This is a genomic window from Streptomyces sp. NPDC006798 (assembly GCF_040635975.1).
GTDB lineage: Bacteria > Actinomycetota > Actinomycetes > Streptomycetales > Streptomycetaceae > Streptomyces.
Genome location: NZ_JBEYIS010000002.1, coordinates 1 through 22,825, shown reverse-complemented (window position 1 = coordinate 22,825; position 22,825 = coordinate 1). Strand labels below are relative to the sequence as shown.

Genomic DNA, 22,825 nt, shown 5'->3' with positions numbered 1-22,825 from the left:
GGGCCCGTCGGCGAACGCGGGCGGTGGCCGGATCCGGTCCGCGGCGCGGGCGCGGCCCGGGGGATCAGTCGTCGGCGAGTTCCGCGACGCCCGTGATCCGGTGGAGCGGGTAGGTGCGGACCTCGTCGGCGGTGTGGTCGTAGCCGGTGACGAAGCCGCCCTCCACCCGGACCGGGGCGATGACGCGCTGGCTGGCGGTGCCCTCCGGGTTGACGTAGCCGATCCAGACGGCGGAGCCGGTCATCGCGGCGGCCTGGACGGTGGCCAGGGTCTCGGCGGCGGAGGTGCGCGGGAGGCCCGGGCCCGGTCCGGTGGCGGGGGCGGGACGCTCGGTGGCGGGGGTCGTCGGTTTGCGGCTGATGGTGGCCGCGAGGTCGCCCGCGCGGATCGCCCGTACCGCCGCGCCGAGCAGGGTCGCGTCCGGGACCGGCGGGCCCTCCGGCTGGGGTGCCGGGGGTGTTCGGGGCGGGGTGCGGCGGGCGTGGGCGCGGGCGATCAGGACGTCGCCCTCGGCGGATTCGGCGGCCGGGGCGTACCCCATCGAACGCAATCCGCCGAGCAGCGTCGACGGGTCGACGGCCGACGCCAGGACGGTGGGCGCGATCCGGCGCAGGCCCAGTCCGGCGGAGCGCTTGTCGGCGGTGATCTCGTCGAGGAGCGCGTCGTCGTCGCAGCGGACGTAGGAGGACGCGCCGCCGACCCGGAGATGGCCGTGGCGGCGGGCCACGTCGTCGATCAGATAGCCCAGCGGCTGCGGGACCGGGGTCCGGGAGTGGGTGTTGAGGAAGGCGTGCAGTTCGGACGCGGTGCGTCCGGCGTCGAGGGCCCGGCGTACGGAGCCGGGGGTGAAGCGGTAGACGGTCGCCCCGCCCTTGGACTCGACATCGGCGAGGACGGCCAGTGTCTCGGCGAGCGGGCGCTGGAGGGGGCCGGGGGCGACGGCGGTGAGATCGGCCTGGAGGAGTACGTGGTCGAGCGGCACGGGCAGCAGCGGCGCGAGCGTTCCGGCGGCGGCGCGGAGGCGGTCCTCCGGGACGGGGGCGGTGGGGGTGGCGGTGGGGGCGGGCTCGGAGCCGGAGTCGTCCGTGATCCCGAGCAGGGCGCGGGCGTGGCTCGACAGGGCGCCGCGGCCCGTCACACCGAGGTACTCCGCCTCGGCGAGGGTCCAGACCGCGATCCGGCTCCGCAGGTCCGTCGCGCCGCCGAGCCCGCCGCCGGGACCGGGCCCGACGGCCCCCGTGGTCGTACCGCCGTACGAGGCACCGTCCCCGCCCCGCAGGGGATGCTCCCAGCGCAGCCGGGCCAGCAGGCTCTCCGGGGTGGGCGCCGTCGCGGGCGGCAGCGCGCCGATGAGCGCCAGCACCCGGCGGCGTACCTCCGGTGCCGCGGCCCGGTCGAGACCGGGCCCGAGGACGGCGAGCGTACGGCCCTTCCCGTCGAGGGAGCCGACGAGCCCCGCCGTCCGGGTGGCCGTGAGCCAGGCGCCCGCCAGCCGGGCCCACCGGTCGGCGGCGGGCAGCTCCAGCCAGCCGTCGTACGCGGGCGTCGGCGCGTACGCCTCGTCGGCCTCGCCGTCCGACGCGACCAGACCCGCCGCGTACGCCAGCTCCAGCCAGAACGCGGCCACCGGCTCCGTCGCGTCCAGCGCGACCGCCGTCCGCTTCAGATCCCGGACCGAGAGGCCGCCCGCGCGCAGCACCTGCGGGCCGCCCTCGTGCCACTCCTGGAGCAGGTCCTCGACCGTCGAGAGCGCCGTCAGCGCCTGACCGGCCGCCGCGCCGTCCACAACCTGTGGACGGGCCGCCAGTACGGAGGCGGCGGGGACCAGCTCCGGCGGCCGGGGCTCCACGGTCCGGTGCGCCCGGCCCGCCCGCAGATGCAGCGCCGCCTCGCGCGGCAGGACGACCGTACGCGGGGACGCGGGCAGCAGCAGCCCCCGGTCCCGCAGCCAGCGCACCGGCGGCGTCGGGTCGGCGGTGACCTCCCCGTACGGCGGCCCCCACACCAGCCGGTCGAGTACCGCGGACGACTCCGGCGGTGCCGTGTCGAGCAGGGCGGACATCCGGGTACGGTCCGTGAAGAGCGCCGTCAGCGCCGTGACCGCCGACACCGGGTCGTGGGTCGTCGGCAGCCCGGCCGTGGTGACGATCTCCTGGAGCCGTCCCGGTGACATCCCGGACGTGGCCTCGGCGACCGTCGGGCCGAGTCCGGTGGGGGAGGGGCGGGCGGGCGACGGGGCGAGCAGTTCGCGGGCCGTACGGACCAGCCGCAGCCGGTCGTCACCGCCCCACACCAGGGCCCGGGTGCGCAGCGCCGCGACAGCGCCGGGCAGGGCGGCGGCGATCCGCTCCCGTTCCGCGGCCTCGTCGCCGATATAGCCGTCGGCGCCGTAGTTGCCGTTGCCGTTGCCGGTGTCGCCGTCGCCGCCGGTGTCGCCGGTGAGTAGTCCGAGGAGGGTGTCGTACGGCGCCGGGTCCGGCGCCACCGCCAGCGCCTCCGCCGTCTGGAGGGCGAACCGGTCGAGCCGTTCCAGCGCGCGGACCACGGACGCCCGGGTGCCCGCGCGGGTGGCGAGCTGTGTCAGATCGCCCGGGACGGGGTTCAGGAGATCGGGGCGGGCCCGCAGCAGGGCGGCCAGTTCGGTGTCCGCACCGGCGCGCAGCGCCTCGGCGAGCGTGCGGGGGCCGCCGCGCGCCTGTTCGTCCCGGGGTGCACCAGCGGCTTCCACGGCGGTGTCGGCGGTGGTGGTGGCGGCCTCACCGGCCGTGCCGGTCGGTTCGTCGTACGGATCGGCCTGGTGCGTGCCGTGCGGTTCCTCGGGCTTCGTCCCCATCCGCCCCACGGTAGTCGCTGTGGTCCCCGGGCCGCGCTACCGTCGTGCTGGGATCGTGACCGGTGTTGTCACCGGGCCGGTCCGGTCCGGGGAGCACGCGAGGGGAACCGTCCGTGGGGATCGAGAGCGAACAGCTCGTCTACGACTATCTGAGCCGGGTCGGCGACATCGCCCAGCAGCGCCAACTCTCCTCCGGGGCAAGGATGGAGCTGGTGGCGTCGCTCCGCGGCGAGATCGAACGGCAGCGCGCGCAGACGGCCGCCGAGACGCCCGCTTCGGTACGGCGGATCCTCGGCCGGCTCGGTACGCCCGCCGAAGTCGTGGACCAGGCGGCCGATACCCCGCCGCGCGCCGCGCCACCGGGTGCGACCGCCTTTCCCCGGGCGGCCGCGGAACCGGAGCGCCCGGCACCCGGTTCCATGCCCGGCTCCGGCTCCGCGTCCGAGTCCGTGTTCGGGAAGGCCCTCCTCCCGGCCCAGCGGGTACGGAAGTTGATCCCCCGCCCCCGCAAGGACCGCGCCGCCCCCGCCGTACCGCCGCCGCCGTCCCCGCCGGGCCTCCCGCCCCATCTCGCGGGCCTCGACGAACTCGGCCCCTCCACCGGCTCCGGCCCCGATCTCACCGGCGACGGCGAATGGTGGAGCGTCGAACCGCGCCCCTACGGCGCGGGCGAACGGGTCGGCGGCTTCACCGGCGGTGTCGAGATCCCCGAAATACTGCGCCCGCCGCGCGAGGACGACGAGTCGGAGGAGGACGCCGAAGCCGACGGCGACGGCGACGACGGGGACGGGGACGGCGAGGAAGCGGAGCCCCCGCGGCCCGGTCTGCTGCCCCGGCTGCTCTCCCGCCGCGCCAAGGACCCCGAGAAGGCGGCGGCCGTCGCCGTCGCGGCCGGGCTGGGCAGTCCGATACTGCTGGTCGCCGCGTTGCTGCTGCTCGGCGGTGCGATCTTCGGCTCCTGGATCGCGCTCGCCGCCGGCTGGCTGATCGCCTACGGCTCCCGCAGGCTCGGCCCCGTACAGACGAAGATCGCGGTCCTCGGCATCCCGGGCACGGCGGTCGCGGCGGGGATCCTCTGGCTCTGGGGCCGCGCCACGGGCCGTTGGGGCGATCCCCTGCCCGACGAGGCGATGCGCGACGCCTTCGTGGAGTCGGGCCCCTGGGTGCTTCGGGGGGCGGCGGTCGCCTCGGCGCTGTATCTGGTGTGGCGGGCGCGCCGGGTATGACGCGGGCCGGGGCGCTCGTGCGGCCTCGTCCGGAGGTCCGTCACCGGCCCGGGCGCGTAGCCCGCGTACGGCCCCGGTCCCTACGCTCGGCTCAATGGAATGGCATCAACTGCTCGGGTTCGTCGTCGCGATCGTCCCGGTGACCCTCACCCCCGGCACCAGTTTCACCCTCGTCACCCAGCAGGTCATCGCCGGAACGCGGGCCGACGGCGTCCGGGTCGCCTTCGGTACCGCGTGCGGCCTTCTGGTCCATGCGGCCTTCGCCGCCGTCGGGCTCTCCGCCCTGGTGATGTCGTCGGCCCGCGCGCTGACCGTGGTGAAGATCGTCGGCGGGCTCTATCTCGTCTGGCTCGGCGTCAGCACCTGGCGCTCGGCCCGCCGGTCCGCCGTCCCGCCGGAGGACCGGCCCCGGCCGAAGCTGCCGTGGAACCGCCTCGGCAGTTTCGGGCAGGGCCTGTTCGCCAATCTCCTCAACCCCCGGGCGGCCTGGGTGTATCTGACCCTGGTCCCGCAGTTCCTCACCGCGGGCCGCCCGCTGCCGCCCCAGATCGCGGCGCTGTCGGTGGCCCATGTGATCGTGGTCCTGGGCTGGCTGCTGTTCTGGGCGTCGGTCGTCGCCACCGCGCGCGGCAGGCTCGACACCCCGCGGATCCGGGTCCGGATCGCCCGCGTCGCCGGTACGGTCCTGGTGGCGCTGGGAGTCCGTACGGCGACGACCGCCTGAGCCCCTCGGGGCCGACCGTGTTCAGGGCCGGAGCCGGTGCCGCTCCCAGGGCGCGCCGGGGCCGGTGCGCTCGTACCGCAGCCGGGTGTGCAGCCGGTCCTTGTCCGCCTGCCAGAACTCCACGGCCGTCGCCCGCACGGTGTAGAGCGTCCACCCGGGGCTGACCAGCTCCGGCTCAGCCGCCAGCCGGGCCAGCGCCGAGGCGAACTCACGGTCCCGCTCGGCGGTGTCGGCCAGCCGGTCGCTCTGCCGTCCCATCAGCACCTCGGCCCGCGCGGACGCCGACCGGGCCAGCAGATCGGCGGCGCTCTCCCCGGCGGACGCGGCCTCCACCGGGCCCCGCACCCGCACCTGCCGCCCCAGCAGCGGCCAGTAGAAGGTGAGCGCGGCCCCGGGCAGCCCGGCGAGCTGCCGCCCCTTGGGGCTCCCGGCGGACCCGGCGAACTGCCACCCCCGGGCGTCCACGTTCTTCACGATCAGCACCCGCGCGTCGGGAACCCCGTCGTCCCCCACGGTGGAGAGCGTCATCGCATGGGGCTCGGGCACCCCGGCGTCGACGGCCTCCCGCAGCCACCCGAGGAACAACTCCACGGGATCCTCCGGCGCGTCCTCCGGCACGAACGCACCCAGCGGCCCCGCGAACACCTCAAGCCCCCGCAGCCACTCCCGTACGCCGCTGTCCGCTCCGCTTTCCGTACTCATCACCAGGACCTCCGGACCGTCGTCATCGCCGTACCGCTCGGATGCCGTACGAATCCATTGTCGGTGCGGTCTGAAACAACAGGGCGGCCAAAGGGAATATCACCGGCCACCGGATGGCCGGGCGACCCCCCTTCCACGGTGCTGATGTCATGGAATGGAATCGTCCGCGTCCGGATTCGGCGAGAAGAACGTTCGATACACCGCAGCCGCCGCTACATTCCCCGTCGGCCGCCCCGGAGCGACGCTTCCGCCGTGACGGCCGGAAACCTTCCCCGTCGAAGAGGATTCCCCCATGCCCCTGCGGTATCGGTCCTGCACCTTCCGATACTCCCGAAGGGACCGGCCGGTGCTCGACCGCCTCGATCTGGAGTTCTCGGCCGGGCACACCGTACTGCTCGGACCCAACGGCGCCGGAAAGAGCACCCTGCTCTCCCTCGGCGCCGGGGCCTTCGGACCGCAGCACGGCGAGATCCGGTACGGCGAATTCGACCTCGGAGTCCGCCGACAGGCCCGGGAGTTCCGGCGCAGGGCGTCCTGGCTGCCGCAACGGCCCGGGTTCCTGCCCGGGATGACCTGCCGGGAGCATGTCGCGTACATCGGCTGGCTGAAGGGGCTGCGGGAGCGCGACGCCTGGCGGGCCGCGCCCGGGGCACTCGAACGGGCCGGCCTCGCCGAACGCGCCGACCACCGGATCGACCGGCTCTCCGGCGGACAGCGCCAGCGCGTCGCCATCGCCCAGGCACTCGTCCACGACGCCGAACTGCTGCTCCTGGACGAACCCACCGCCGGGCTCGACCCGCAGCAGCGCCGCCGCTTCCTCGATCTGCTGATCTCCCTGCGCGGCACGGTCCACGTCATCGTCTCCACCCATGACATCGGCGACCTGGACGAGGCGTTCGACGAGGTCGTCGTCCTCGAATCCGGCCGCCCCCGATTCCGCGGCACGGTCCCGGACTTCGCCGCCCGGGCCGCCGCGGACACCGCCCCGGCCCGCAGGCTGGAGAGCGCCTACGCCTCGTTACTGGAGGCCGCCGAATGATCACCCGAGCGCAGCTCCGCTCCTCGGCCGCGCCCTGGGTGATCGCCCCGGCGCTGATCTACACCGTCCTGTACGTGAACGATTCCGTGTACGTGAAGTCGTCGTATTACGCGGTGCAGTCCGGCGAGGCCGCCGCGTACGGCATCGCGGCGATCGCCCCCGCCGTGGCCGCGACCGCCGCCTGGGAGGCGGGCCGCCAACGCCTGCTCGGAACGGTCCGCGACAGCGCCGCCCGAGGCCCGGTCCGCCGGTTCCTCCGGGCCGCCGCCCCCGTACTGGCCCTCCAGCTCGCCCTCTCCGTGGCGGCCCTCTTCCTGGCCCGCGTCACGGTCGGGGTCTGGCCCGGCGAAGCCACGGGCCTCCTCGCCCTGGCCCATCTGTTCCTGCTGCCCGCGGGCTGGCTGGTGATCGGCTGGGCCCTCGGAAACCTCATGCCGCGCGGCCTCGCCGCGCCCCTCGCCGCAGTCGGCTGCTGGGTCTGGCTGGCCGTTCCCCAGGCGACGGGGAATCCGTACATACGCCACCTCGGCGGCAGCGTCGATACCCGTTCGAGCGTCACCGATGTCCAGGAGCCCGCCGCCTACACCGTGCCCTGGCTCGTCGTCGCGGGGTTCGCGATCGCCGCCGTCGCGCTGGCCGGGGCCCGCCGACGCCCCTGGCTGGCCCCCGTCGCGCTCGCCGTGGCCGCCGCCGGCTTCCTCACCGGCCGCGCCTTGGTCCTGGACTGGGGATACCAGGTGCCGACGAAGCCCCGCGACATCACCCTCCACTGCGTCGGCGCCGAGCCCCGGGTCTGCGTCCCGCCGGAGTACGCGTACCGCGCGGTGTCCCTCCGCATAGAGCTGCTCACCCCCCTCGACGAGCTGACGGCCGCCGGTGTCCCCGCGCCCCGGGAAATCCGCCTCGACTCCTCCGAACGCCCCCTCGAACCGGGCGTCTGGCCCCTGTACTGGGCCCCGCCCCCGGACGCCCCCAAGGGCATGTACGACACCGACCGGCACATCGGAGACCTGGCCGATTCCGCCGCCGTCGGTACGGCCGTCCCGCGCGCCGGAGCCGAGAACTGCCGGATCCCCGGAGCACAGGCCAGAGCCTGGGCCGCACTGGTGATCGGCCTGCCCGAAACCGAGGCCCAGGGCAGCCTGCCCTACTCGGACTGGGTCGAGGTCAACCGGATCCGGAAGCTCCCCGCACCCGACCAGTCCGACTGGTTCGAGAAGTCCGCCACGACCGGCCTCCGCTGCCCGGAGGACCCCACCCGGTGAACCGTTACGCGACCACCGTCCGCCGCTGGTGGGCGGTGCCCCCGGCGCTGCTCGTCTTCGTCCTGGTCTGCCGGACGGCGGGCGACATCGAAGTACCCGTCCCCAGCATCAACGGCGCCGCCGACGGGGCCCGGCTCGACCTCTTCGCCCCACTGATCGTGGTCGCCGCGGCCATGTACTGCCTGGACCGCCGACTGCCCGACGCGGAGGCCACCGCCGTCGTCCCCGTCCGCCTCCTGGACGGGGCGGCGCTCCTCCTCACCACGACCCTGACCCAGCTGACCGCCCCACTGGTCGGCCAGGCCGTGACCCGTAACGTCGCCCTGCTGCTGGCCGTCGCCGTCCTGGCCCGCAAGCTCGCCCACGAGGCCACGGCGACTCTCGCCGCCCTGGCCACGCTCCTCCTCACCCTGCTCGCGGGCCGCCCCCAGGCATGGTGGGCCCTGCCCCTCTACCCGCCCGGCAGCCTCACCGCCTGGCTCGCGACGGCGACCCTCTTCGGGTCGGCCCTGTGGTCCACGACGGCCCGCAGACCCCGCGACTGCGTCCCGGTCACCCGGCCCGACTGACCAGCCGGGCGGGGAGGGTGGCGCGGGCCCGGTCGTAGAGGTCGCGGGCGTACGTGTTCTTGGTGTGCGGCCGGATGAGTCCGATCATGGTGTGCATCCGTTCATCGACGCGGCCGGACTGGACGAGGTGGTATTCGCCGAGGGCGGCTTTCCACGTGCGGCAGGCGGCTTCGAGATGGCCGAGCTGGAATTGGCGTTCACCGAGCAATCCGGTACGCATGACTCTGGTCCGCCGATAGATATCGGGCCTCAACTGATTTGCCAGGGCCAAGGAGTCCACGGCACCGTTTCGGTCGCCGAACTCGTAGCGCATTTGCGAGATGTGGTAGTTCAGTGCTGCGGGATCGTAGCGCCCGGCGGAACCACTTCCGCTCTCGGCCCGGTCCATCGCTGCTTCCGCTGCCTGAATACGGCGCAGGGCCAGGGCCTTGTCCCCGGTCATAGCGGCCGCGTGGGCCTGTTGCCCGATCACGAACGCCTGCCAGCGAGGCCCTGCGCCGGACGTACCGCCAGCGGCGGCGTCCGCCAACTCCAGAGCCCTGGCGCCGTGCCCGAGATCGCCCACCTGCACACTCAGTCCGCGCAGGATCGTGCAGTACATGAGGTGATTGTCGGTTCCTCCGGCTAACTCCAGGGCTTTGAGGTAGTAGCGCTGTGCCAGCCCGTGCAGTCCCTCGTCCACCGCCATATAGCCCGCGAGGTAGCAGAGGTCGGACGCCGCGCCCATCATGGCCTTGCGGATCTCGGGCCGGGCGTCGGCGCGTAGGGCTTCGGCGACGGTGTTGACCAGGATGGTGGCGGCCAGCGGCCGGGCGTGCCGTCCTCCGAACCGGTCGTCGAGGTCGGAGACCTGGTGCGTCATGGAGCGGACCATCTCGACGTCCGACATGCCGATCCGCGCCATGCGCCCGGTCTTCAGCGCCTCTGCCCTCCCGACGACGTCCGGCCAACCCGGAATGGCCAGGGCGACCGAGAAGAGCCCGACCCCGAGGACCCCTCGACGCGACGAGTCCATGTCATGTCTGCCCAACTCGATCAGCCCCTCCACCAAGTCGACCTCGGTATCCGGTTGCCCGTTCCGAGGCGGCGGGAAGCCTGCTTCGGCGTATGTCACATGCCGTTCGAGCCTCCGGGACAGAGCCTCCACGACGCATCGCCGCGCCTTCTCCCGGGGAACGGTGCCGCCGAGCCAGTGCGTGACGGCGGACTCGTCATAACGGAGCCGAGTGTTCAGCTCCGTACCGATCTGGTTCGTGGCACGCGCCAATTGGGCGTAGGTCCAGCCGGATTCACGAAGCAGGCGCTCCAGCCCCGCGTTCGATTCCCGTTCGGCCATGGCTTCAACCTTTGCTCGCGCGTTTTCAAGGTTTTCAAGTCCCGCCCGCGTTGCCGCGCTTCCGCACAGAGTAGCCGCGCAGTTGCTTAGAGAAAGGAGAGATCGTGGGTCGTCTCTCCCTGACCTCGGGAAAGAGTCGAATCATGAACGAAATGCCGATCACCGGAACCGGGTTGGACGGGGTGCGTGAGGTGTTGGACGCGCTGGGGTGTTGGCGGGTGCGGGAGTGGTCGGTGGTGGTGCGGTTGGCAGGGCGGGTGGGGCCGTTGGTGCGGGAGGCGGTGATGTCTTCGGTCATCAGGGATGCCCTGCCCGGTTACACGCGGGCATCTCTGGGGTGGTGTGTGGCGGATGCGCGGGCGTTGGGACGAGCGTGGCCGCATGCGGACCGAGCCGAGGAATACGGGCCAGGGATCGCCGCCCTGGTGATGGATGTGGCGCACTTTGCCGCGCTCTGCGATCCGGCGGGGGCCGGCCGGTGGCCGGAGGCGGATCCGGACCGTACCGAGAACGCCGAGGCGGCCGTCGAAATACTGGGCCAGTGGACGCGGCTCCCCGCCCCCTGGCGGGCAGCGGTCCTGCGGGAGGCCCACCACGGCGCCAGGACCCGAACCCCCGACCGGCCGGGCCTCGCCGAAGCCCTGGCGATCGCGGCTGTGTACGCGGAGAAGGGCGAACCTCCGCCGATGCCCGGCTACGCGGAGCTGCGCACGGTCGACGCGCCGGAACTCGCGTCGCGGATCCGGCGGCTGCCCCGGGACTGGCGGGCCGAAGTCTTCCGCCGGATCGCCGCCGGGGCGGACCCCATGACCGTGGAGGCCGACGCCCGCCGGGCGATCCGTATCACCGTCACCTGAACACCGGAGCGCCCCGACAAGACCGCGCCAACGGTCCCCGCCGGGTCTTGCCGATCAGCTTGAGACAGGAGCTGAACGACCATGAGCGACCTTATCCTCCGCACGCTTGCCCGGGTCCTGCGAATCCCGGCCCTGAAGCCGGCCAGCCGCACCGCACCCCCACCCCCGTCGCCGCCACCGCCCGATCCGTGGCGTGCCGCGTGGACCAGCCCCACCAAGGAACAGGCCCAGGCCGTCCTCCGCGCCCGAGAGGAGGCGGCCCGAGGCCGGCGCAGGCTCTACGTCCTGCCGCCGGGCACCGTCCTCCACCTTCCGCCCGGACTCCTGCGCCGATGACCCGCGACAGCCTCACCCAGAACCCCCCGCCCTCGACGGACCGGACCTGCGCCCTCTGCGGGCGCACCACACCCGCCGCCGTCGAAATCGGCTACCACGACGGGCGGGACTCCTACGCCTGCCCCGAGCACGCCACCACCGCCGTCCCCGGACCACTCCCGTACGAACTCGAACGCGCCGACTCCCATCCGCACATGAGGAACCAGTGACCGTTCCACTCGCCCCGACCCCCTTACGGGGACGCCCGGCCGTCCGCTCGATGCCGGAAGCGCACCCCCGGCTCACCCCGGCGGATCTCTCCTTGATGCTGCTGGTGACGAGTGGACCCGCCGACCGGCCCATGCCCACGGTGACCATCGGGCAGATCCCGTCCGTGGTCAGGGACTGCGTTTCCCTCGGCATCCCTTCGGTGAAGGTGTTCGCCGAAGCCTCCGTACCCGACGACACGGGCACACATGCCTGCGCCCCCGACTCGCTCATGGCCAGGGCGATCCGGACCATCAAGAGCACGGAGCCCGGCGTCGCCGTCATGACGGAGTCGTGCCTGTGCTCGTACACGACGGCCGGGCTCTGCTATCTCATCGATCGGTACGGACGTCCTGATGAGATCGCGACGGCCCACGCGGCAGGAGCACAAGCCGTCGCTCACGCCGAAGCCGGGGCCGATGTCGTCGGACCCGCGTCCATGGTTCTCGGCGCCGTCGGCCACGCCCGGCGGACCCTGAACGAGACCGGCCATACGAACGTCGGTGTCATGCCGCATGTGATCTTCTGGTCACGTCTGTACGACGCGTTCAGGCGAATCCTGGGCGCGACCCCGCAGGGCCGGGAGGACCGGGAGTTCCAGGTACATCCCGCCAAGCCCGAACAGTTCGTCGACACAGCTCTGGGGATGGTGCGCGACGGGGCGGACATGCCGCTCCTCGGACCGGCGCTGTTCAGTGTGGACGTACTGACCGTGCTCCGGAACCACACCCGGGTGCCGATCTTTCCCTTCTCCGTCTCCGGGGAGTATCGACCGCTCGCACCGATGTCTCCGGATGGTGGCGGGCGTGACTACGGACTTCTGCTCGAACTCGCCGTGACCACAAAACGGGCCGGAGCGACAGCACTACTGACCTACGCGGCACGAGACCTGGCGCGCCGCCTGCCCTGAGCCCGTACCCAGGTCCCTAGGTCTGCCGAGCGGTTTCGAGAATCCGGATCGCGCCTTGGCCCATCAGCTCCATCGCCAGAGCCGTGCCCAACTTCTCCGGCTCCGCGAGAGTGCCGATCAGGGTCCCCGAGACACGGTCGCGACCGTCCACCGAGGTGACCTGGCCCGACAGGATCAGGTCACCTTCCGGGCGTACGGCGGCGTACGCGCCCACGGGGACACTGCATCCCCCGTGCAACTCGGCGAGCAACGCCCGCTCCGCTCGCACCGCCGCGTCGGTTTCGGGATCTCCGTTCGTGCGGAGGATCTCGCGCAGACGCTCCGATCCCCAGTCCGCACGGACCTGGATCCCGAGCGCGCCCTGACCGGGGCTGGGCGGGAAGAGGTCCAGCGGCAGCAGCTCGTCGATCGCGTCGTCGAGCCCGAGCCGACGCAGCCCGGCCGCCGCCGGTACGACCGCGTCGAGCCCTTCCGTACGAATCTTCCGCAGTCGGGGCGGGACATTGCCCCGGATCGGAACGATGTCGAGATCGGGCCGGACCGCCAGCAACTGCGCCACCCGCCGGGGAGCGCCTGTCTATCTCTTCGTCCGCCGCCAACGGCGCCTCGCCGAACCCCTGCTGGACTTCTCCCTCTTCGCCGAGCGCCGCTTCTCCACCGCCACCCTCTGCGTCATCGGCTGCTTCGGCGGCTATGTCGCCCTGCTCTTCTTCCTCACCCAGTGGCTCCAGCAGTCCGGCGGCTACGGCCCCCTGCGCGCCGGTCTCGCCCTGATGCCGCTGGCCGCCGCCAACGCCGTCGGCGCCGTCACCGCGCCCCGGGTCGCGGCCCGCTGGGGCAACCGCCGGGCCCTCACCGGGGCGCTGCTGCTCTTCGCCCTCGCCTATGCCGTCGTCGCCGCCACCGGCGATGCGGCCCACTACGCCGGGACGCTGCTCCCGGCCCTGCTCGCCGCCGGATACGGCGCCGGGATCGTGATGACCCTCGGCTCCGACACCATCATGGGCGCGGCCCGCCCCGAACGCTCCGGGGAGGCCGCGGCCATCCAGGAGACCTCGTTCGAACTCGGCGCCGGGCTGGGCGTCGCCGTCTTCGGCACCGTCGTGGCCTTCGTCTACCGCGACGCCGTACCGGCCGTCCCCGGCCTCGACCCCGAGCGGCGGGCCGCCGTCGGCGAGTCGTTCACCGCCGCCGAGAGCGCCGTGGCGGGCCTGCCGCCCGCGACCGCCGACGCCGTACGGGACGCCGCCCGGTACGCGTACGACCAGGGCTTCACCACCGTCGCGGCGATCGCGGCGATCGGACTGGCCGCCACCGCGACCCTGGCCGCCGTTCTGCTCCGCCCTCGTAAGGCGACCGGCACCCGCGGCGCCGAACCCGGCGAGTAGCCACCTTTTTGTGGGTACTTGGCAGCGCCCGGCCGCCGGGAGATTCTGATGACGCGGCGCCGCGAGGACACCGGAACCAGCAGAACGGGGAGAGGCGAGATGCGTTAGGAGACCGCCCGGTCGTCGGCGGAACGCTGTTCGGCCAGTTTGTCCAGGCGACGATGACCCCAGTCCGCGACCGGGGCCAGCGCCTCGGAGAGTTCCACTCCGAAATCGGAGAGGGAGTAGACGGTCTTGAGCGGCAGTACGTCGTGCACCTCGCGGTCGACCAGCCCGTCGGACTCCATTTCGCGCAGCGCCTGAGTCATCACCTTCTCGGAGATCCCCGGCAGGATCCGGCGCAGCTCACCCGGCCGGTGCGGACCGGATTCAAGCGCCCAGAGCAGGGCCGTCTTCCACTTGCCGTCGATCACCGCGATCGCGGCGGTCACCCCGCACACATCCGGATCCTGCGCCCGCGTACGCGGCATCGCCACCAACCCCTTCACCGATCCAGTCAGTCATTCAGTCATTCAGTCGTTCATTTCTATTCTGTACGGGAGCTGAAGCATGTCCGCGGAGACTCACACCACCAACCCTTCCGCCGTCACGGTGATCGGACTGGGTCCCATGGGCCGGGCCCTGGCCGCCGCCTTCCTGGCCGCCGGGGTGACCACCACGGTCTGGAACCGCACCCCCGGCCGGGACCGGGAGCTGGTCGCGGCGGGCGCGGTCAGTGCGGCGTCCCCCGAGGAGGCCGTCGCGGCGAGCGACCTGATCGTCGTCTGCGTGGTCGACTACGACGCCGCCGACTTCGTCCTGCGCCGCCCCGAGGTCACCGCCGCGCTCAAGGGGCGTACCGTCGTCAATCTCTCGGCCGACGTGCCCGCCCGGGCCCGGGAGGCCGGCGAGTGGGCCGCCGGGCACGGGGTGCGCTATCTCGACGGCGCGATCATGGTGCCGACCACCGTCGTCGGCACCCCGCACGGCGTCTTCCTCTACAGCGGCCCGAAGGACCTGTACGAGGAGCACAAGCCGGTCCTGGACACACTGTCCGGCGAGCAGACCCACCTCGGCGAGGACATCGGCCGGGCGGCCGCGTTCGACATCGCCCTGCTGGACATCTGGTGGACCTCGGTGACCGGCTATATGCACGCCCTGGCCATCGCGCGGGCCGAGGGGATCAGCGGCCGGGAGCTGGAGCCGTTCGCCCAGGGCATCGGGAAGATCCTGCCGCCCGCCTTCACCGAGGGCGCGGCCGCCTTCGACGACGGCGAGCACGTCGCCACGATCAATCCGATGACCTCGGCCGCCTCGACCATGGCCCACATCATCCACGCCTCCGAGGCCCACGGCATCGACGCGAGCCTGATGCGCGCCGCCGAGGGCATGACCCGGCGCGCCATCGGTCTCGGCTACGGCGGCGACGACCCGTCCCGGCTGGCGGAGCTGCTGGGGCGCGGCCGCTGACGATCCGCGGGGCCGGTGCGCTCCGCGCCGTGGCGCCGCCGTCGTACGGGCCGTCCCGGCAGGACCGGGCGGCCCGTACCGCGTGCGGCGTGACCGGGCAGAATGGGGACCATGGACGCCCAGGACCCCGCCTCCGGCCCGGCGGCGAACGGCTCGTACGCCTTCACCGTCGGATTCGACCTCGACATGACCCTGATCGACTCACGGCCCGGGATCCACGCGACCTACGTCCGGCTCTCCCGGGAGACCGGGGTCCCGATCGACGCCGACCTCGCCGTGACCCGGCTCGGACCGCCGCTGGAGCAGGAGCTGGCGCACTGGTTCCCCGACGACCGGATTCAGGCCATGGGGGACCGGTACCGGGAGATCTATCCCGAGTACGCCATCGAGCCCACCCGCGCCCTCCCCGGCGCCCACGACGCGGTACGCGCCGTCCAGGAGCACGGCGGCCGGGCCGTCGTCGTCACCGCCAAGCACGAACCCAACGCCAAACTCCACCTCGCGCACCTGGGCATCGCCCCGGACGCGGTGATCGGCTGGCTCTGGGCCGAGGGCAAGGCGGAGGCCCTGCGCGAGTACGGCGCCACCGCGTACGTCGGCGACCACACCGGGGACGTACGCGGCGCCAGGACCGCCGGGGCGCTGGCCGTCACCGTCCCCACCGGCCCCTGCTCCGCCGCCGAGCTGCTCGAAGCGGGAGCCGATGTGGTGCTCGACGATCTGACCGCCTTCCCCGGCTGGCTCCGGGAGCACGCGCCGGAGCTGCGGGCCCGTACCGCCGGTACCGTCTGATCGGGCCGGACCGTCCGATCATGCCGGACTGGCCCATCGGCCCGTACCACCTGATCCGCCCGATGCGGTCGTACCGCCCGTATCGGTCGTACCGCCCGTGCCGTCCGGTCGGGCCGAACCGTCCGATCCGGCCGAAGAGGCGGCCCGGTCAGTCCGTGGCCGCTTTCGCCGTCCGCCGCTGGGCCGCGATCGACCGCAGCACCCCCGCGCCCGCGATCGCGAAACCGACCCCCATCAGCATGCAGACGGCATAGGCCACGGGCGGGAAGGGATCCGTTCCCAGGAACATCGGGACGAAGGTGATCAGGGTGGCCACCGCGCCGATGACGAAGACGATCGCGCCGGCCCGGACGAGCCCGTCCCCCGGCGCGGAAGGAGTAGCAGTCATCCGGCCAGGGTAGTTCCCGGCGGGGACGAACCGTTCGGCGACGTCTTGTCACCAGCCCCTGGACCATTAGCCTGGGGTGTGGTGCGGGTCGGGCGACCCGCCGTACTGCTATCCGGACCGTTTTTCACCGAGTTCGCTGTTTTTACCGAGTTTCCTCAGGGCTCTGCGTTTTCTACAGTTCCCTACAGTTTCCCGAACAGCTTCCCGAGTCTTCGTGGCGCGCCCGCGCCCGACGAAACGCCCCGACGAGTACAAGGACGAGGACAGACGTGCCTACCGGCAAAGTCAAATGGTTCAACAGCGAGAAGGGCTTCGGCTTTCTCTCCCGCGACGACGGCGGCGACGTCTTCGTGCACTCGTCAGTGCTGCCCGACGGAGTCGATTCGCTGAAGCCCGGCCAGCGGGTGGAATTCGGTGTCGTCGCAGGTCAGCGGGGAGACCAGGCGCTCTCCGTCGTTGTACTCGACCCCACGCCCTCGGTCGCCGCCGCCCAGCGGCGCAAGCCGGACGAGCTGGCGTCGATCGTCCAGGACCTGACCACCCTCCTCGAAAACGTCACCCAGCAGCTGGAGCGCGGCCGGTACCCCGACAAGGCGTCCGGCTCGAAGATCGCGGGCATGCTGCGGGCGGTGGCGGACCAGCTCGACGTCTGACGACCGGGGCGACGACCGGCGCGACCGGCGTCCCGCCGACGCTGTGACGGTACGGCCGTCACCCGGGCCGCTCCCCTGATCGGGTGAGCCCGGCGCATCGAGGCCGAGGGGCGGTACAAGCCCCTCGGCCGTTTCTGTGCCGCGCGCCCCCACGCGCCCCCCGCTCCCGCTCTCCGGGGGGCTACGGGAAGTCCAGCGCCCCCGGTGCCAGCGCCGGTACCAGACCCTCCGCCGCCGCCCGGGTCAGCAGCCCGCGTACCGCCGCATATCCGTTCGGGCCCAGATCAGCCGTGAATTCGTTGACGTACAGCCCGATATGCCGGTCCGCGACCGACGGATCCATCTCCTGGGCATGCTCCCGGACATACGGCCGCGACGCCTCCGGATCGTCCCACGCCATCCGGACCGACGTCCGCGCCGACTCCGCCAGCAGCCGCAGCCGCTCCGCGCCCAGCGACCGCTTCGCGATGATCGCGCCCAGCGGGATCGGCAGCCCGGTCGTCTCCTCCCAGTGCCCACCCATATCGGCCAGCCGCGTCAGCCCGTACTCCTGGTACGTGAACCGCGCCTCGTGGATCACCAGACCCGCGTCCACCACACCGTCCCGCACGGCGGGCATGATCTCGTGGAACGGCAGCACCACGACCTCCCCGACCCCGCCGGGCACCCGGTCCGCCGCCCAGAGCCGGAACAGGAGGTACGCCGTCGACCGCTCCGACGGCACCGCGACGGTACGCCCCGCGAGGCCGGCGGCCGTACGGATCCCGCCGCCGGAGGTGTCCGCGGGGCGGGCCAGCACCAGGGGGCCGCAGCCGCGCCCCAGCGCCCCGCCGCACGGCAGCAGCGCGTACTCGTCCAGGACCCAGGGCAGCACCGCGTACGACACCTTCAGGACCGTGCCCTCGCCGCGCTCGGCCATCCCGTTGGTGATATCGATATCCGCGAACGTCACATCCAGCGGTGGCGCGCCCGGCACCCTGCCATGGGCCCACGCGTCGAAGACGAAGGTGTCATTGGGGCAGGGGGAGTACGCGATGTCCATGAGTTCTCCTACGCCGGTGACGGGGAATCCGGGGGCGGGCCGTCGAAAAGGGGCCGCAGCCGCCGGAAAGCCTCCTCCAGCGCCGCCAGCGCGTCCTTGATCCGCCAGGCGTCCCGGTCCCGGGGACCGACCGCGTTGGAGACCGCCCGGACCTCCAGCACCGGCAGCCCGAACACGGCCGCCGCCTCCGCGACGCCGAACCCCTCCATCGCCTCCGCACCCGCCCGCGGATGACGCCCGCTCAGCTCGGCCGCGCGCGCCGCCGAACCCGTCACCGACGACACCGTCAGCACCGGGGCCAGCAGCCCACCCGTCAGCCGGGCCGCCTCCAGAGCGGCCCCACGCGGCGGCTCGTACCGATCCCGGCCGAAGCCCAGCTCACCGAGCGGCAGCCAGCCGCCGTCCGGCGTACCGGCCCCCAGATCCGCCGCGACGATCGCATCGGCGACCACGAGGGAACCCACGGGGGCGTGCGGGGCGAAACCGCCGCCGATGCCCGCGGAGACGACGAGGTCGTACGGGGGCGTCCCGGCGGTTCCGGCGGCCCGGCTCAGCGCCACCGCCGTACGGGCCGCGACCGCCGCCGGGCCCACACCACCGGCCAGCACCTCGACACCGGGCCCGGCGGACGCGGTGGACCCGGTGGGCGCGACGGCCGCCGTGATGGCCGCTGCCTCCGGGGCGACCGCGGTCACGACCAGTACGCGCATCTCACCGCCTCCGGTCGCCGACCGCGAGAACTGCGATCAGCTCGACTTCTTCAGCTTGAACTGCCAGACGCCGACCGGCTGCTTGTCCTTCAGCTCAACGATCTGCAACCGCAGCTCGTCCTGGCCACCCGGCGGGAAGAACGCGCGGCTGTTGATCGACTGGTACGTCTTCGTGGACTCCTCGGCCTCGTTCGAGAGCGAGCCCTCCACCCCGAGCACCCAGCCGTTCTCGGCGATCGCCGTATCCACACCGATCCGGAGCGGCTGATCCGGATCCAGCTTCAGCGTCTTACCGGTCTTCTTCATGCACTCGTCGTACACGTCCTTGGCGAGCGGCTTGCCGTCGTTGTAGCAGGCGGCCTCCGTGTTCACCGACTCCGTGCCGATGGTCAGAGTCGCGACCGGAGTCGGCTTTTCACAAGCGGTGAGGGCGAGGAGCCCGGCGCCGACGACGGCGACGGAGGCGGCGGCCCGGCGGCGGGTCCCGGACAAGAACGCAACGGTCATGCCCGAAGGCTATCTGCCCACACCCCGCCCTCCACGCGCGGGCCCCTCCCGGAGGGTCGCGGGGTCGCCGCCCGCTGTGGGGTTCCTGGTCCCCGGGCCCCCGGAGTGGGGGTTGCCTGTGCCAGGCGGGTCGCTTGGCCTCGCGCCCCCGGGCGCCTGGTGCCGGGGTTGCCCGCCTCGCGCGGGGCTGTTCGCGCCTCAGGCGCCGGCGGGGGCGCCTCCCGCTGGCGCCGCGTCAGGGCGCCTGGTGCCGGGGTTGCCTGTGGCCAGGCGGGGTCTTCGCGCCTCAGGCGCCGGCGGGGCTGAGGGAGATGTGACCGTTGCTCCAGCGGTATGCGGGCGGTCTTGTTCTGTGGCGGGAGGGTCGGTGGCCTCCGGGCTCACCTCCTCACGGACGGCGGAAGTGGGGCACCTGTTTACTGTAGGAGACCCGTTTCTTATCCGCCGTCCTCCCCCAAAGCTGCCTTTGGGGGGACCCCCAGGGGGCGACCCCGCACCCCCCGACCACCCCGACCGCACATGCCGCTCGGGGCTGGAGCCCGTCCCGGGGGAGGGGATGCTGCCACCTGGTGTGGTTGGTCCACCCGCTGGCCGGTGGAGGGTTGCCCGCGCAGTTCCCCGCGCCCCTGACGGGGCCCGTCCTCTTTTACGAGGGCGGTGCCGGGGAGGTGGTCAGGGGCGCGGGGAACTGCGCGAACGGCCCACGACGGCCCGCGGTCGGAACACCTCCAGTGGAGGCACTACCTATCCGGCCCGGAGGCGCTCCCCTCCCCGGGAGCGTTCAGGAGGGCAACCCCACGACGGCCCGCGGTCGGAACACCTCCGGAGAAGGCACTACCCCCCGGCCCGGAGGGCGCGCCTCGCCGAGGGCAGTCGGGAGCACCCGGAGGGCCTCCGGCGCGGCGCACCCCGCAGCGGGAGGCGACTACGCGTGGCCGAGGTCTTCGGACGGGTCCCCGTGCAAGGGGAAATCGTCCGTCGCCATCGAGTCCAGTACCGGCTCCGCGGCCGGCGGCGGCTTCGGCATGACGGCGGCCTCCGAGTGGCCTCCGCAGCCGTACGAGAGCGATACGACGCGCCCGTCCGCCGGGGAGAACTCGTTGGCGCAGATCCCGAACGCCTGTGACAGGGAGCCCGCCACCGGTACCAGGAATCCGCAGGACACACAGGCCGCCGGGGCCGCCTGGGCCATGGGGGTCTTGGCGCCGAAGGACTCGTCCCAGCGGTCGGCCGCGGTGTGGAGCCCGTAGCGGGAGAGGACCCGGGCCCGCCGCATCCCCAGCTCTTCCGCGAGGGAGGCGATGGTGCCGCGGCTGTTGGGGACGGTGTCGGCGGGCCGCCGGTCGGTCAGCTCGGCGTCCTCGTCCTCGACCCGTTCGGCGAGGTCGGGGGAGGTGCCGGTGACGACGGAGTTCGGCGGCGGCGCGTCCTCGCCGCTGTAGCCGGGCTCCAGCCGGAGATCGTCGGCCTCGGTCGGCAGCAGATCACCCGGGCCGAGGTCACCCGGTCGGAGCCGCTCGCTCCACGGCACCCATTCGGGTGCCAGCAGCGCGTCGGGGCCGGGCAGCAGCACGCTCTCGTCGAGGGTGACGACCTTCGCGCGGGACGCCCGCGCCACGGTCACCGCCCAGCGCCAGCCCCGGTACCCGGGCTCCTTGCATTCGAAGAAGTGCGTGACGACGCGGTCGCCCTCGGAGACGAGGGAGACGTGCTCGCCCACCACCCCGGGCGCCGCGGCCTCCTCGGCCGCGGCTCTGGCCAGATCCACCGCCTCGGCGCACAGGCGGTCGGGGGTACGGCTTCTCGTCGTCGCTGCACTCACAGGTCTCGTTCTCTCCTACGCCGTCTCACGGGGTGCGCCGGCCGTGGCGTGGGGCGGACACGGGCGGCGGGCGGAGCGGACCAGCGGGCCGCATCGACGTCCGCGCCCGGACCGGATCCGTCACGGGCGCACCTCACGCCATCCATTCTGCGGGATGCCGAAGAGGCGCGCGGCCGAGAACATTCGCCGGTGGCGCGCTACGCACGCTACCTCTTCCTCAGCGCCGAGCCCACCTGCGCGCCCCAACCGGGAGCTAACAACCCCGCATCACCCGTCGCGGACGGCCCCCTTCGGGCACTATGGCGTGGTGGCCGCAGCCAGTTCGTCGGACGACGCATCCGGGGTTCCCGGCGCGTCCGTCGCGCTTCGGGCGCTCGGCGCGCTCGGCCGGGCGTGCCGTGCCACCGGCCGGGTGCTGCGGGCGCCGTTCACGGGCACCGCGCGCTCCATCCGCCGGGCGACCCACGCCAACGGCGCGGGTGAATCCGGCCTCGGCCGGCTGATCGAACTCCATGCCGTCAACGGCGCGGGCGATGTGATGATCACAGTCGCGCTGGCGTCGACGGTGTTCTTCTCCGTGCCCACGGACGAGGCACGCGGCCGGGTCACCCTCTACCTGGCGATCACCCTCGCCCCCTTCGCCCTGCTCGCACCCGTGATCGGCCCCCTGCTGGACCGGATCCCGCACGGCCGCCGCGCGGCGATGGCCACCGCGATGCTCACCCGGGCCGCCCTCGCCATCGCCATGTCCACGGCCGTCGTCACGGGCGCGCTGGAGCTGTATCCGGCGGCGCTCGGCGTGCTGGTGGCGTCCAAGGCGTACGGAGTGGTCCGCAGCGCCGTCGTACCGCGACTGCTCCCCACCGGGTTCTCCCTGGTCAAAGCCAATTCCCGGGTGACGCTCGCCGGGCTCCTGGCCACCGGTCTGGCCGCCCCCGTCGCCGCCGGGCTGCACCGGATCGGGCCCGCGTGGACCCTCTACGGGGCGTGCGCGCTCTTCCTCCTCGGTACGTACTGGGCCCTCCGGCTGCCGCACAAAGTGGACTCCGCGAAGGGCGAGACCAACGTACGGGTCCTCACCCACGGCGGCCGCCGCCCCAGCCTCCGGACCGTCGGACCCGCCGTGATCCACGGCCTCCAGGCCAACGCGTCCCTGCGCTGCCTCTCCGGCTTCCTCATCTTCTTCCTGGCCTTCCTGCTCCGGGAACACCCACTCGCGGGCCAGAGCCCGGCGGTCTCCCTGGCGATCGTCGGCGTCGCCGCGGGCGCGGGCAACGCCATCGGCACCGCCGTCGGCGCCTGGCTCAAAGCCCGGGCCCCGGAAGTGATCATCGCCACGGTCCTCGGCCTGGTGATCACCGCCGCGACCCTGGCGGCGATCTTCTTCGGCGCGGGCATGGTCGCCGTCCTCGGCGCGACGGCGGGCTTCTGCCAGGCCCTCGCCAAACTCTCCCTGGACGCCCTGATCCAGCGGGACGTCCCGGAAGCCGTCCGCACCTCGGCATTCGCCCGCTCCGAGACACTGCTCCAGATGGCCTGGGTCGTGGGCGGCGCGATCGGCATGCTGCTGCCGCTGCACGGGGTGCTGGGGATGGCGGTGGCAGCCGGCCTGGTGACAACGGGCGCGCTCGCCTCGGTCCGCGGCCTCCTCACTTCTTCCACCCACCCCCACCCCCGAGTCGCCTGACGCGCCGCGCTTCTCTTGCGGCCCGCCGCCTGGTAGCCCCTCGGGGGAGGGGAGCACTCTCCGGGCGGGATAGGTAGTGCCTCCTCCGGAGGTGTTCCGACCGCGGGCCGTCGTGGGCCGTTCGCGCAGTTCCGCCCCCTGTGGCTTCGGCAATGGGGGGACCCCCAGCGCCTTGGCCCTCCGGGTGAGCTCCACGATCCGGGCCGCGCCCGGCGGCTAATGCTTGTTCGCGGTCTGCGGACCGTGGCCGGCTGGTCGCGCAGTTCCCCGCGCCCCTGGGTTGCTCTCCTCGCCGCCCTTGGAAAGGGACCGCCCTCCAGGGACGAAGCCCTTGGGAGAGCGGG

25 protein-coding genes are annotated in these 22,825 nt (G+C 73.1%); 14 read left to right on the top strand and 11 right to left on the bottom strand.

The features are described 5' to 3' along the window. Nucleotides 1-64 precede the first annotated feature (64 nt). Nucleotides 65-2,833: a helicase C-terminal domain-containing protein gene (locus ABZ714_RS01230; RefSeq protein ID WP_358823024.1), complete on the bottom strand. Its 2,769-nt coding sequence runs from the start codon at nucleotides 2,831-2,833 to the stop codon at nucleotides 65-67. A 113-nt stretch (nucleotides 2,834-2,946) separates the two neighbouring features. Between ABZ714_RS01230 and ABZ714_RS01225 the strand changes: the two genes are divergently transcribed. Continuing rightward, a complete protein-coding gene (locus ABZ714_RS01225; protein ID WP_358823023.1) occupies nucleotides 2,947-4,059 on the top strand; it encodes a hypothetical protein in 1,113 nt (370 codons plus the stop codon). A gap of 94 nt (nucleotides 4,060-4,153) precedes the next feature. Next, complete coding sequence (locus ABZ714_RS01220) at nucleotides 4,154-4,783, top strand: LysE family translocator (protein WP_358823022.1); 630 nt, start codon at nucleotides 4,154-4,156, stop codon at nucleotides 4,781-4,783. Between the two features lie 21 nt (nucleotides 4,784-4,804). Here ABZ714_RS01220 and ABZ714_RS01215 read toward each other — a convergent pair whose 3' ends face one another. After that, nucleotides 4,805-5,485, bottom strand: coding sequence for a pyridoxal 5'-phosphate synthase (locus ABZ714_RS01215; protein ID WP_358823021.1), 681 nt, complete (start codon nucleotides 5,483-5,485; stop codon nucleotides 4,805-4,807). 346 nt (nucleotides 5,486-5,831) lie between these two features. Here ABZ714_RS01215 and ABZ714_RS01210 point away from each other — a divergent pair, with 346 nt between their 5' ends. From ABZ714_RS01210 to ABZ714_RS01200, 3 genes are read left to right on the top strand one after another with little or no spacing between them, the layout of a single operon-like run. Beyond that, nucleotides 5,832-6,524 carry an ATP-binding cassette domain-containing protein gene (locus tag ABZ714_RS01210; RefSeq protein ID WP_358823020.1) on the top strand — a complete coding sequence of 231 codons (693 nt, stop codon included), beginning with the start codon at nucleotides 5,832-5,834 and terminating at the stop codon, nucleotides 6,522-6,524. Further along, a complete protein-coding gene (locus ABZ714_RS01205) occupies nucleotides 6,521-7,789 on the top strand; it encodes a hypothetical protein (RefSeq protein WP_358823019.1) in 1,269 nt (422 codons plus the stop codon). Before ABZ714_RS01210 ends, ABZ714_RS01205 begins: the two co-directional genes overlap by 4 nt. Further along, nucleotides 7,786-8,358, top strand: coding sequence for a hypothetical protein (locus ABZ714_RS01200; RefSeq protein ID WP_358823018.1), 573 nt, complete (start codon nucleotides 7,786-7,788; stop codon nucleotides 8,356-8,358). Before ABZ714_RS01205 ends, ABZ714_RS01200 begins: the two co-directional genes overlap by 4 nt. Here ABZ714_RS01200 and ABZ714_RS01195 read toward each other — a convergent pair. Both ABZ714_RS01195 and ABZ714_RS01190 read right to left on the bottom strand, forming a co-directional pair. Beyond that, a complete protein-coding gene (locus ABZ714_RS01195) occupies nucleotides 8,342-9,694 on the bottom strand; it encodes a tetratricopeptide repeat protein (protein WP_358823017.1) in 1,353 nt (450 codons plus the stop codon). The genes ABZ714_RS01200 and ABZ714_RS01195 overlap by 17 nt on opposite strands. 34 nt (nucleotides 9,695-9,728) lie before the next feature. After that, nucleotides 9,729-9,992 carry a hypothetical protein gene (locus ABZ714_RS01190; protein ID WP_358823016.1) on the bottom strand — a complete coding sequence of 88 codons (264 nt, stop codon included), beginning with the start codon at nucleotides 9,990-9,992 and terminating at the stop codon, nucleotides 9,729-9,731. A gap of 136 nt (nucleotides 9,993-10,128) precedes the next feature. Here ABZ714_RS01190 and ABZ714_RS01185 point away from each other — a divergent pair, with 136 nt between their 5' ends. From ABZ714_RS01185 to ABZ714_RS01170, 4 genes are all read left to right on the top strand, one after another. Next, nucleotides 10,129-10,551, top strand: coding sequence for a hypothetical protein (locus ABZ714_RS01185; protein ID WP_358823015.1), 423 nt, complete (start codon nucleotides 10,129-10,131; stop codon nucleotides 10,549-10,551). An 81-nt stretch (nucleotides 10,552-10,632) separates the two neighbouring features. Beyond that, nucleotides 10,633-10,887, top strand: coding sequence for a hypothetical protein (locus ABZ714_RS01180; RefSeq protein WP_358823014.1), 255 nt, complete (start codon nucleotides 10,633-10,635; stop codon nucleotides 10,885-10,887). Next, nucleotides 10,884-11,096: a hypothetical protein gene (locus ABZ714_RS01175; protein ID WP_358823013.1), complete on the top strand. Its 213-nt coding sequence runs from the start codon at nucleotides 10,884-10,886 to the stop codon at nucleotides 11,094-11,096. The genes ABZ714_RS01180 and ABZ714_RS01175 overlap by 4 nt, the downstream gene beginning before the upstream one ends. A 50-nt stretch (nucleotides 11,097-11,146) precedes the next feature. Beyond that, nucleotides 11,147-12,043, top strand: coding sequence for a hypothetical protein (locus ABZ714_RS01170; RefSeq protein ID WP_358823012.1), 897 nt, complete (start codon nucleotides 11,147-11,149; stop codon nucleotides 12,041-12,043). 16 nt (nucleotides 12,044-12,059) lie between these two features. Here ABZ714_RS01170 and ABZ714_RS01165 read toward each other — a convergent pair whose 3' ends face one another. After that, nucleotides 12,060-12,602: a hypothetical protein gene (locus ABZ714_RS01165; protein WP_358823011.1), complete on the bottom strand. Its 543-nt coding sequence runs from the start codon at nucleotides 12,600-12,602 to the stop codon at nucleotides 12,060-12,062. Between ABZ714_RS01165 and ABZ714_RS01160 the strand changes: the two genes are divergently transcribed. Next, nucleotides 12,565-13,431, top strand: a complete 867-nt coding sequence (locus tag ABZ714_RS01160; protein ID WP_358823010.1) for an MFS transporter — start codon at nucleotides 12,565-12,567, stop codon at nucleotides 13,429-13,431. The genes ABZ714_RS01165 and ABZ714_RS01160 overlap by 38 nt on opposite strands. 104 nt (nucleotides 13,432-13,535) lie before the next feature. Here ABZ714_RS01160 and ABZ714_RS01155 read toward each other — a convergent pair whose 3' ends face one another. Next, a complete protein-coding gene (locus ABZ714_RS01155; RefSeq protein WP_358823009.1) occupies nucleotides 13,536-13,901 on the bottom strand; it encodes a helix-turn-helix domain-containing protein in 366 nt (121 codons plus the stop codon). A gap of 79 nt (nucleotides 13,902-13,980) precedes the next feature. Here ABZ714_RS01155 and ABZ714_RS01150 point away from each other — a divergent pair, with 79 nt between their 5' ends. Beyond that, nucleotides 13,981-14,880, top strand: coding sequence for an NAD(P)-binding domain-containing protein (locus ABZ714_RS01150; protein ID WP_358823008.1), 900 nt, complete (start codon nucleotides 13,981-13,983; stop codon nucleotides 14,878-14,880). A 111-nt stretch (nucleotides 14,881-14,991) separates the two neighbouring features. Beyond that, the gene (locus ABZ714_RS01145) at nucleotides 14,992-15,672 is read left to right on the top strand and encodes an HAD family hydrolase (RefSeq protein ID WP_358823007.1); all 681 of its coding nucleotides are present in this window, start codon (nucleotides 14,992-14,994) and stop codon (nucleotides 15,670-15,672) included. Between the two features lie 148 nt (nucleotides 15,673-15,820). Here ABZ714_RS01145 and ABZ714_RS01140 read toward each other — a convergent pair whose 3' ends face one another. Beyond that, complete coding sequence (locus ABZ714_RS01140) at nucleotides 15,821-16,060, bottom strand: hypothetical protein (protein WP_358823006.1); 240 nt, start codon at nucleotides 16,058-16,060, stop codon at nucleotides 15,821-15,823. A gap of 269 nt (nucleotides 16,061-16,329) precedes the next feature. On the opposite strand from ABZ714_RS01140, the gene ABZ714_RS01135 reads away from it, so the two are divergent. Next, nucleotides 16,330-16,713: a cold-shock protein gene (locus ABZ714_RS01135; protein WP_358823005.1), complete on the top strand. Its 384-nt coding sequence runs from the start codon at nucleotides 16,330-16,332 to the stop codon at nucleotides 16,711-16,713. 181 nt (nucleotides 16,714-16,894) lie between these two features. Here the strand turns inward: ABZ714_RS01135 and ABZ714_RS01130 are convergent, their stop codons facing one another. The 4 genes from ABZ714_RS01130 to ABZ714_RS01115 all read right to left on the bottom strand — a co-directional run bounded on the left by ABZ714_RS01130 (nucleotide 16,895) and on the right by ABZ714_RS01115 (nucleotide 20,794). Further along, nucleotides 16,895-17,755 carry a 1,4-dihydroxy-6-naphthoate synthase gene (locus ABZ714_RS01130; RefSeq protein WP_358823004.1) on the bottom strand — a complete coding sequence of 287 codons (861 nt, stop codon included), beginning with the start codon at nucleotides 17,753-17,755 and terminating at the stop codon, nucleotides 16,895-16,897. Nucleotides 17,756-17,763: 8 nt separating this feature from the next. Next, nucleotides 17,764-18,465, bottom strand: a complete 702-nt coding sequence (locus ABZ714_RS01125) for a futalosine hydrolase (RefSeq protein WP_358823003.1) — start codon at nucleotides 18,463-18,465, stop codon at nucleotides 17,764-17,766. Nucleotides 18,466-18,501: 36 nt separating this feature from the next. Continuing rightward, complete coding sequence (locus tag ABZ714_RS01120) at nucleotides 18,502-18,972, bottom strand: DUF2771 domain-containing protein (protein ID WP_358823002.1); 471 nt, start codon at nucleotides 18,970-18,972, stop codon at nucleotides 18,502-18,504. A 925-nt stretch (nucleotides 18,973-19,897) separates the two neighbouring features. Beyond that, nucleotides 19,898-20,794: a DUF3027 domain-containing protein gene (locus ABZ714_RS01115; RefSeq protein WP_358823001.1), complete on the bottom strand. Its 897-nt coding sequence runs from the start codon at nucleotides 20,792-20,794 to the stop codon at nucleotides 19,898-19,900. Nucleotides 20,795-21,101: 307 nt separating this feature from the next. On the opposite strand from ABZ714_RS01115, the gene ABZ714_RS01110 reads away from it, so the two are divergent. Beyond that, nucleotides 21,102-22,481 (top strand): MFS transporter, encoded by a 1,380-nt coding sequence (locus tag ABZ714_RS01110; RefSeq protein ID WP_358823000.1) that lies wholly within the window; start codon nucleotides 21,102-21,104, stop codon nucleotides 22,479-22,481. Nucleotides 22,482-22,825 lie beyond the last annotated feature (344 nt).

What these genes read in the sequence shown, in the direction of transcription:
- ABZ714_RS01230 (WP_358823024.1), bottom strand. Translation starts at nt 2,833, where the DNA reads ATGGGGACGAAGCCCGAGGAACCGCACGGCACGCACCAGGCCGATCCG.
- ABZ714_RS01220 (WP_358823022.1), top strand. Translation starts at nt 4,154, where the DNA reads ATGGAATGGCATCAACTGCTCGGGTTCGTCGTCGCGATCGTCCCGGTG.
- ABZ714_RS01215 (WP_358823021.1), bottom strand. Translation starts at nt 5,485, where the DNA reads ATGAGTACGGAAAGCGGAGCGGACAGCGGCGTACGGGAGTGGCTGCGG.
- ABZ714_RS01205 (WP_358823019.1), top strand. Translation starts at nt 6,521, where the DNA reads ATGATCACCCGAGCGCAGCTCCGCTCCTCGGCCGCGCCCTGGGTGATC.
- ABZ714_RS01195 (WP_358823017.1), bottom strand. Translation starts at nt 9,694, where the DNA reads ATGGCCGAACGGGAATCGAACGCGGGGCTGGAGCGCCTGCTTCGTGAA.
- ABZ714_RS01190 (WP_358823016.1), bottom strand. Translation starts at nt 9,992, where the DNA reads ATGACCGAAGACATCACCGCCTCCCGCACCAACGGCCCCACCCGCCCT.
- ABZ714_RS01180 (WP_358823014.1), top strand. Translation starts at nt 10,633, where the DNA reads ATGAGCGACCTTATCCTCCGCACGCTTGCCCGGGTCCTGCGAATCCCG.
- ABZ714_RS01175 (WP_358823013.1), top strand. Translation starts at nt 10,884, where the DNA reads ATGACCCGCGACAGCCTCACCCAGAACCCCCCGCCCTCGACGGACCGG.
- ABZ714_RS01170 (WP_358823012.1), top strand. Translation starts at nt 11,147, where the DNA reads ATGCCGGAAGCGCACCCCCGGCTCACCCCGGCGGATCTCTCCTTGATG.
- ABZ714_RS01160 (WP_358823010.1), top strand. Translation starts at nt 12,565, where the DNA reads ATGTCGAGATCGGGCCGGACCGCCAGCAACTGCGCCACCCGCCGGGGA.
- ABZ714_RS01155 (WP_358823009.1), bottom strand. Translation starts at nt 13,901, where the DNA reads ATGCCGCGTACGCGGGCGCAGGATCCGGATGTGTGCGGGGTGACCGCC.
- ABZ714_RS01150 (WP_358823008.1), top strand. Translation starts at nt 13,981, where the DNA reads ATGTCCGCGGAGACTCACACCACCAACCCTTCCGCCGTCACGGTGATC.
- ABZ714_RS01145 (WP_358823007.1), top strand. Translation starts at nt 14,992, where the DNA reads ATGGACGCCCAGGACCCCGCCTCCGGCCCGGCGGCGAACGGCTCGTAC.
- ABZ714_RS01140 (WP_358823006.1), bottom strand. Translation starts at nt 16,060, where the DNA reads ATGACTGCTACTCCTTCCGCGCCGGGGGACGGGCTCGTCCGGGCCGGC.
- ABZ714_RS01130 (WP_358823004.1), bottom strand. Translation starts at nt 17,755, where the DNA reads ATGGACATCGCGTACTCCCCCTGCCCCAATGACACCTTCGTCTTCGAC.
- ABZ714_RS01125 (WP_358823003.1), bottom strand. Translation starts at nt 18,465, where the DNA reads ATGCGCGTACTGGTCGTGACCGCGGTCGCCCCGGAGGCAGCGGCCATC.
- ABZ714_RS01120 (WP_358823002.1), bottom strand. Translation starts at nt 18,972, where the DNA reads ATGACCGTTGCGTTCTTGTCCGGGACCCGCCGCCGGGCCGCCGCCTCC.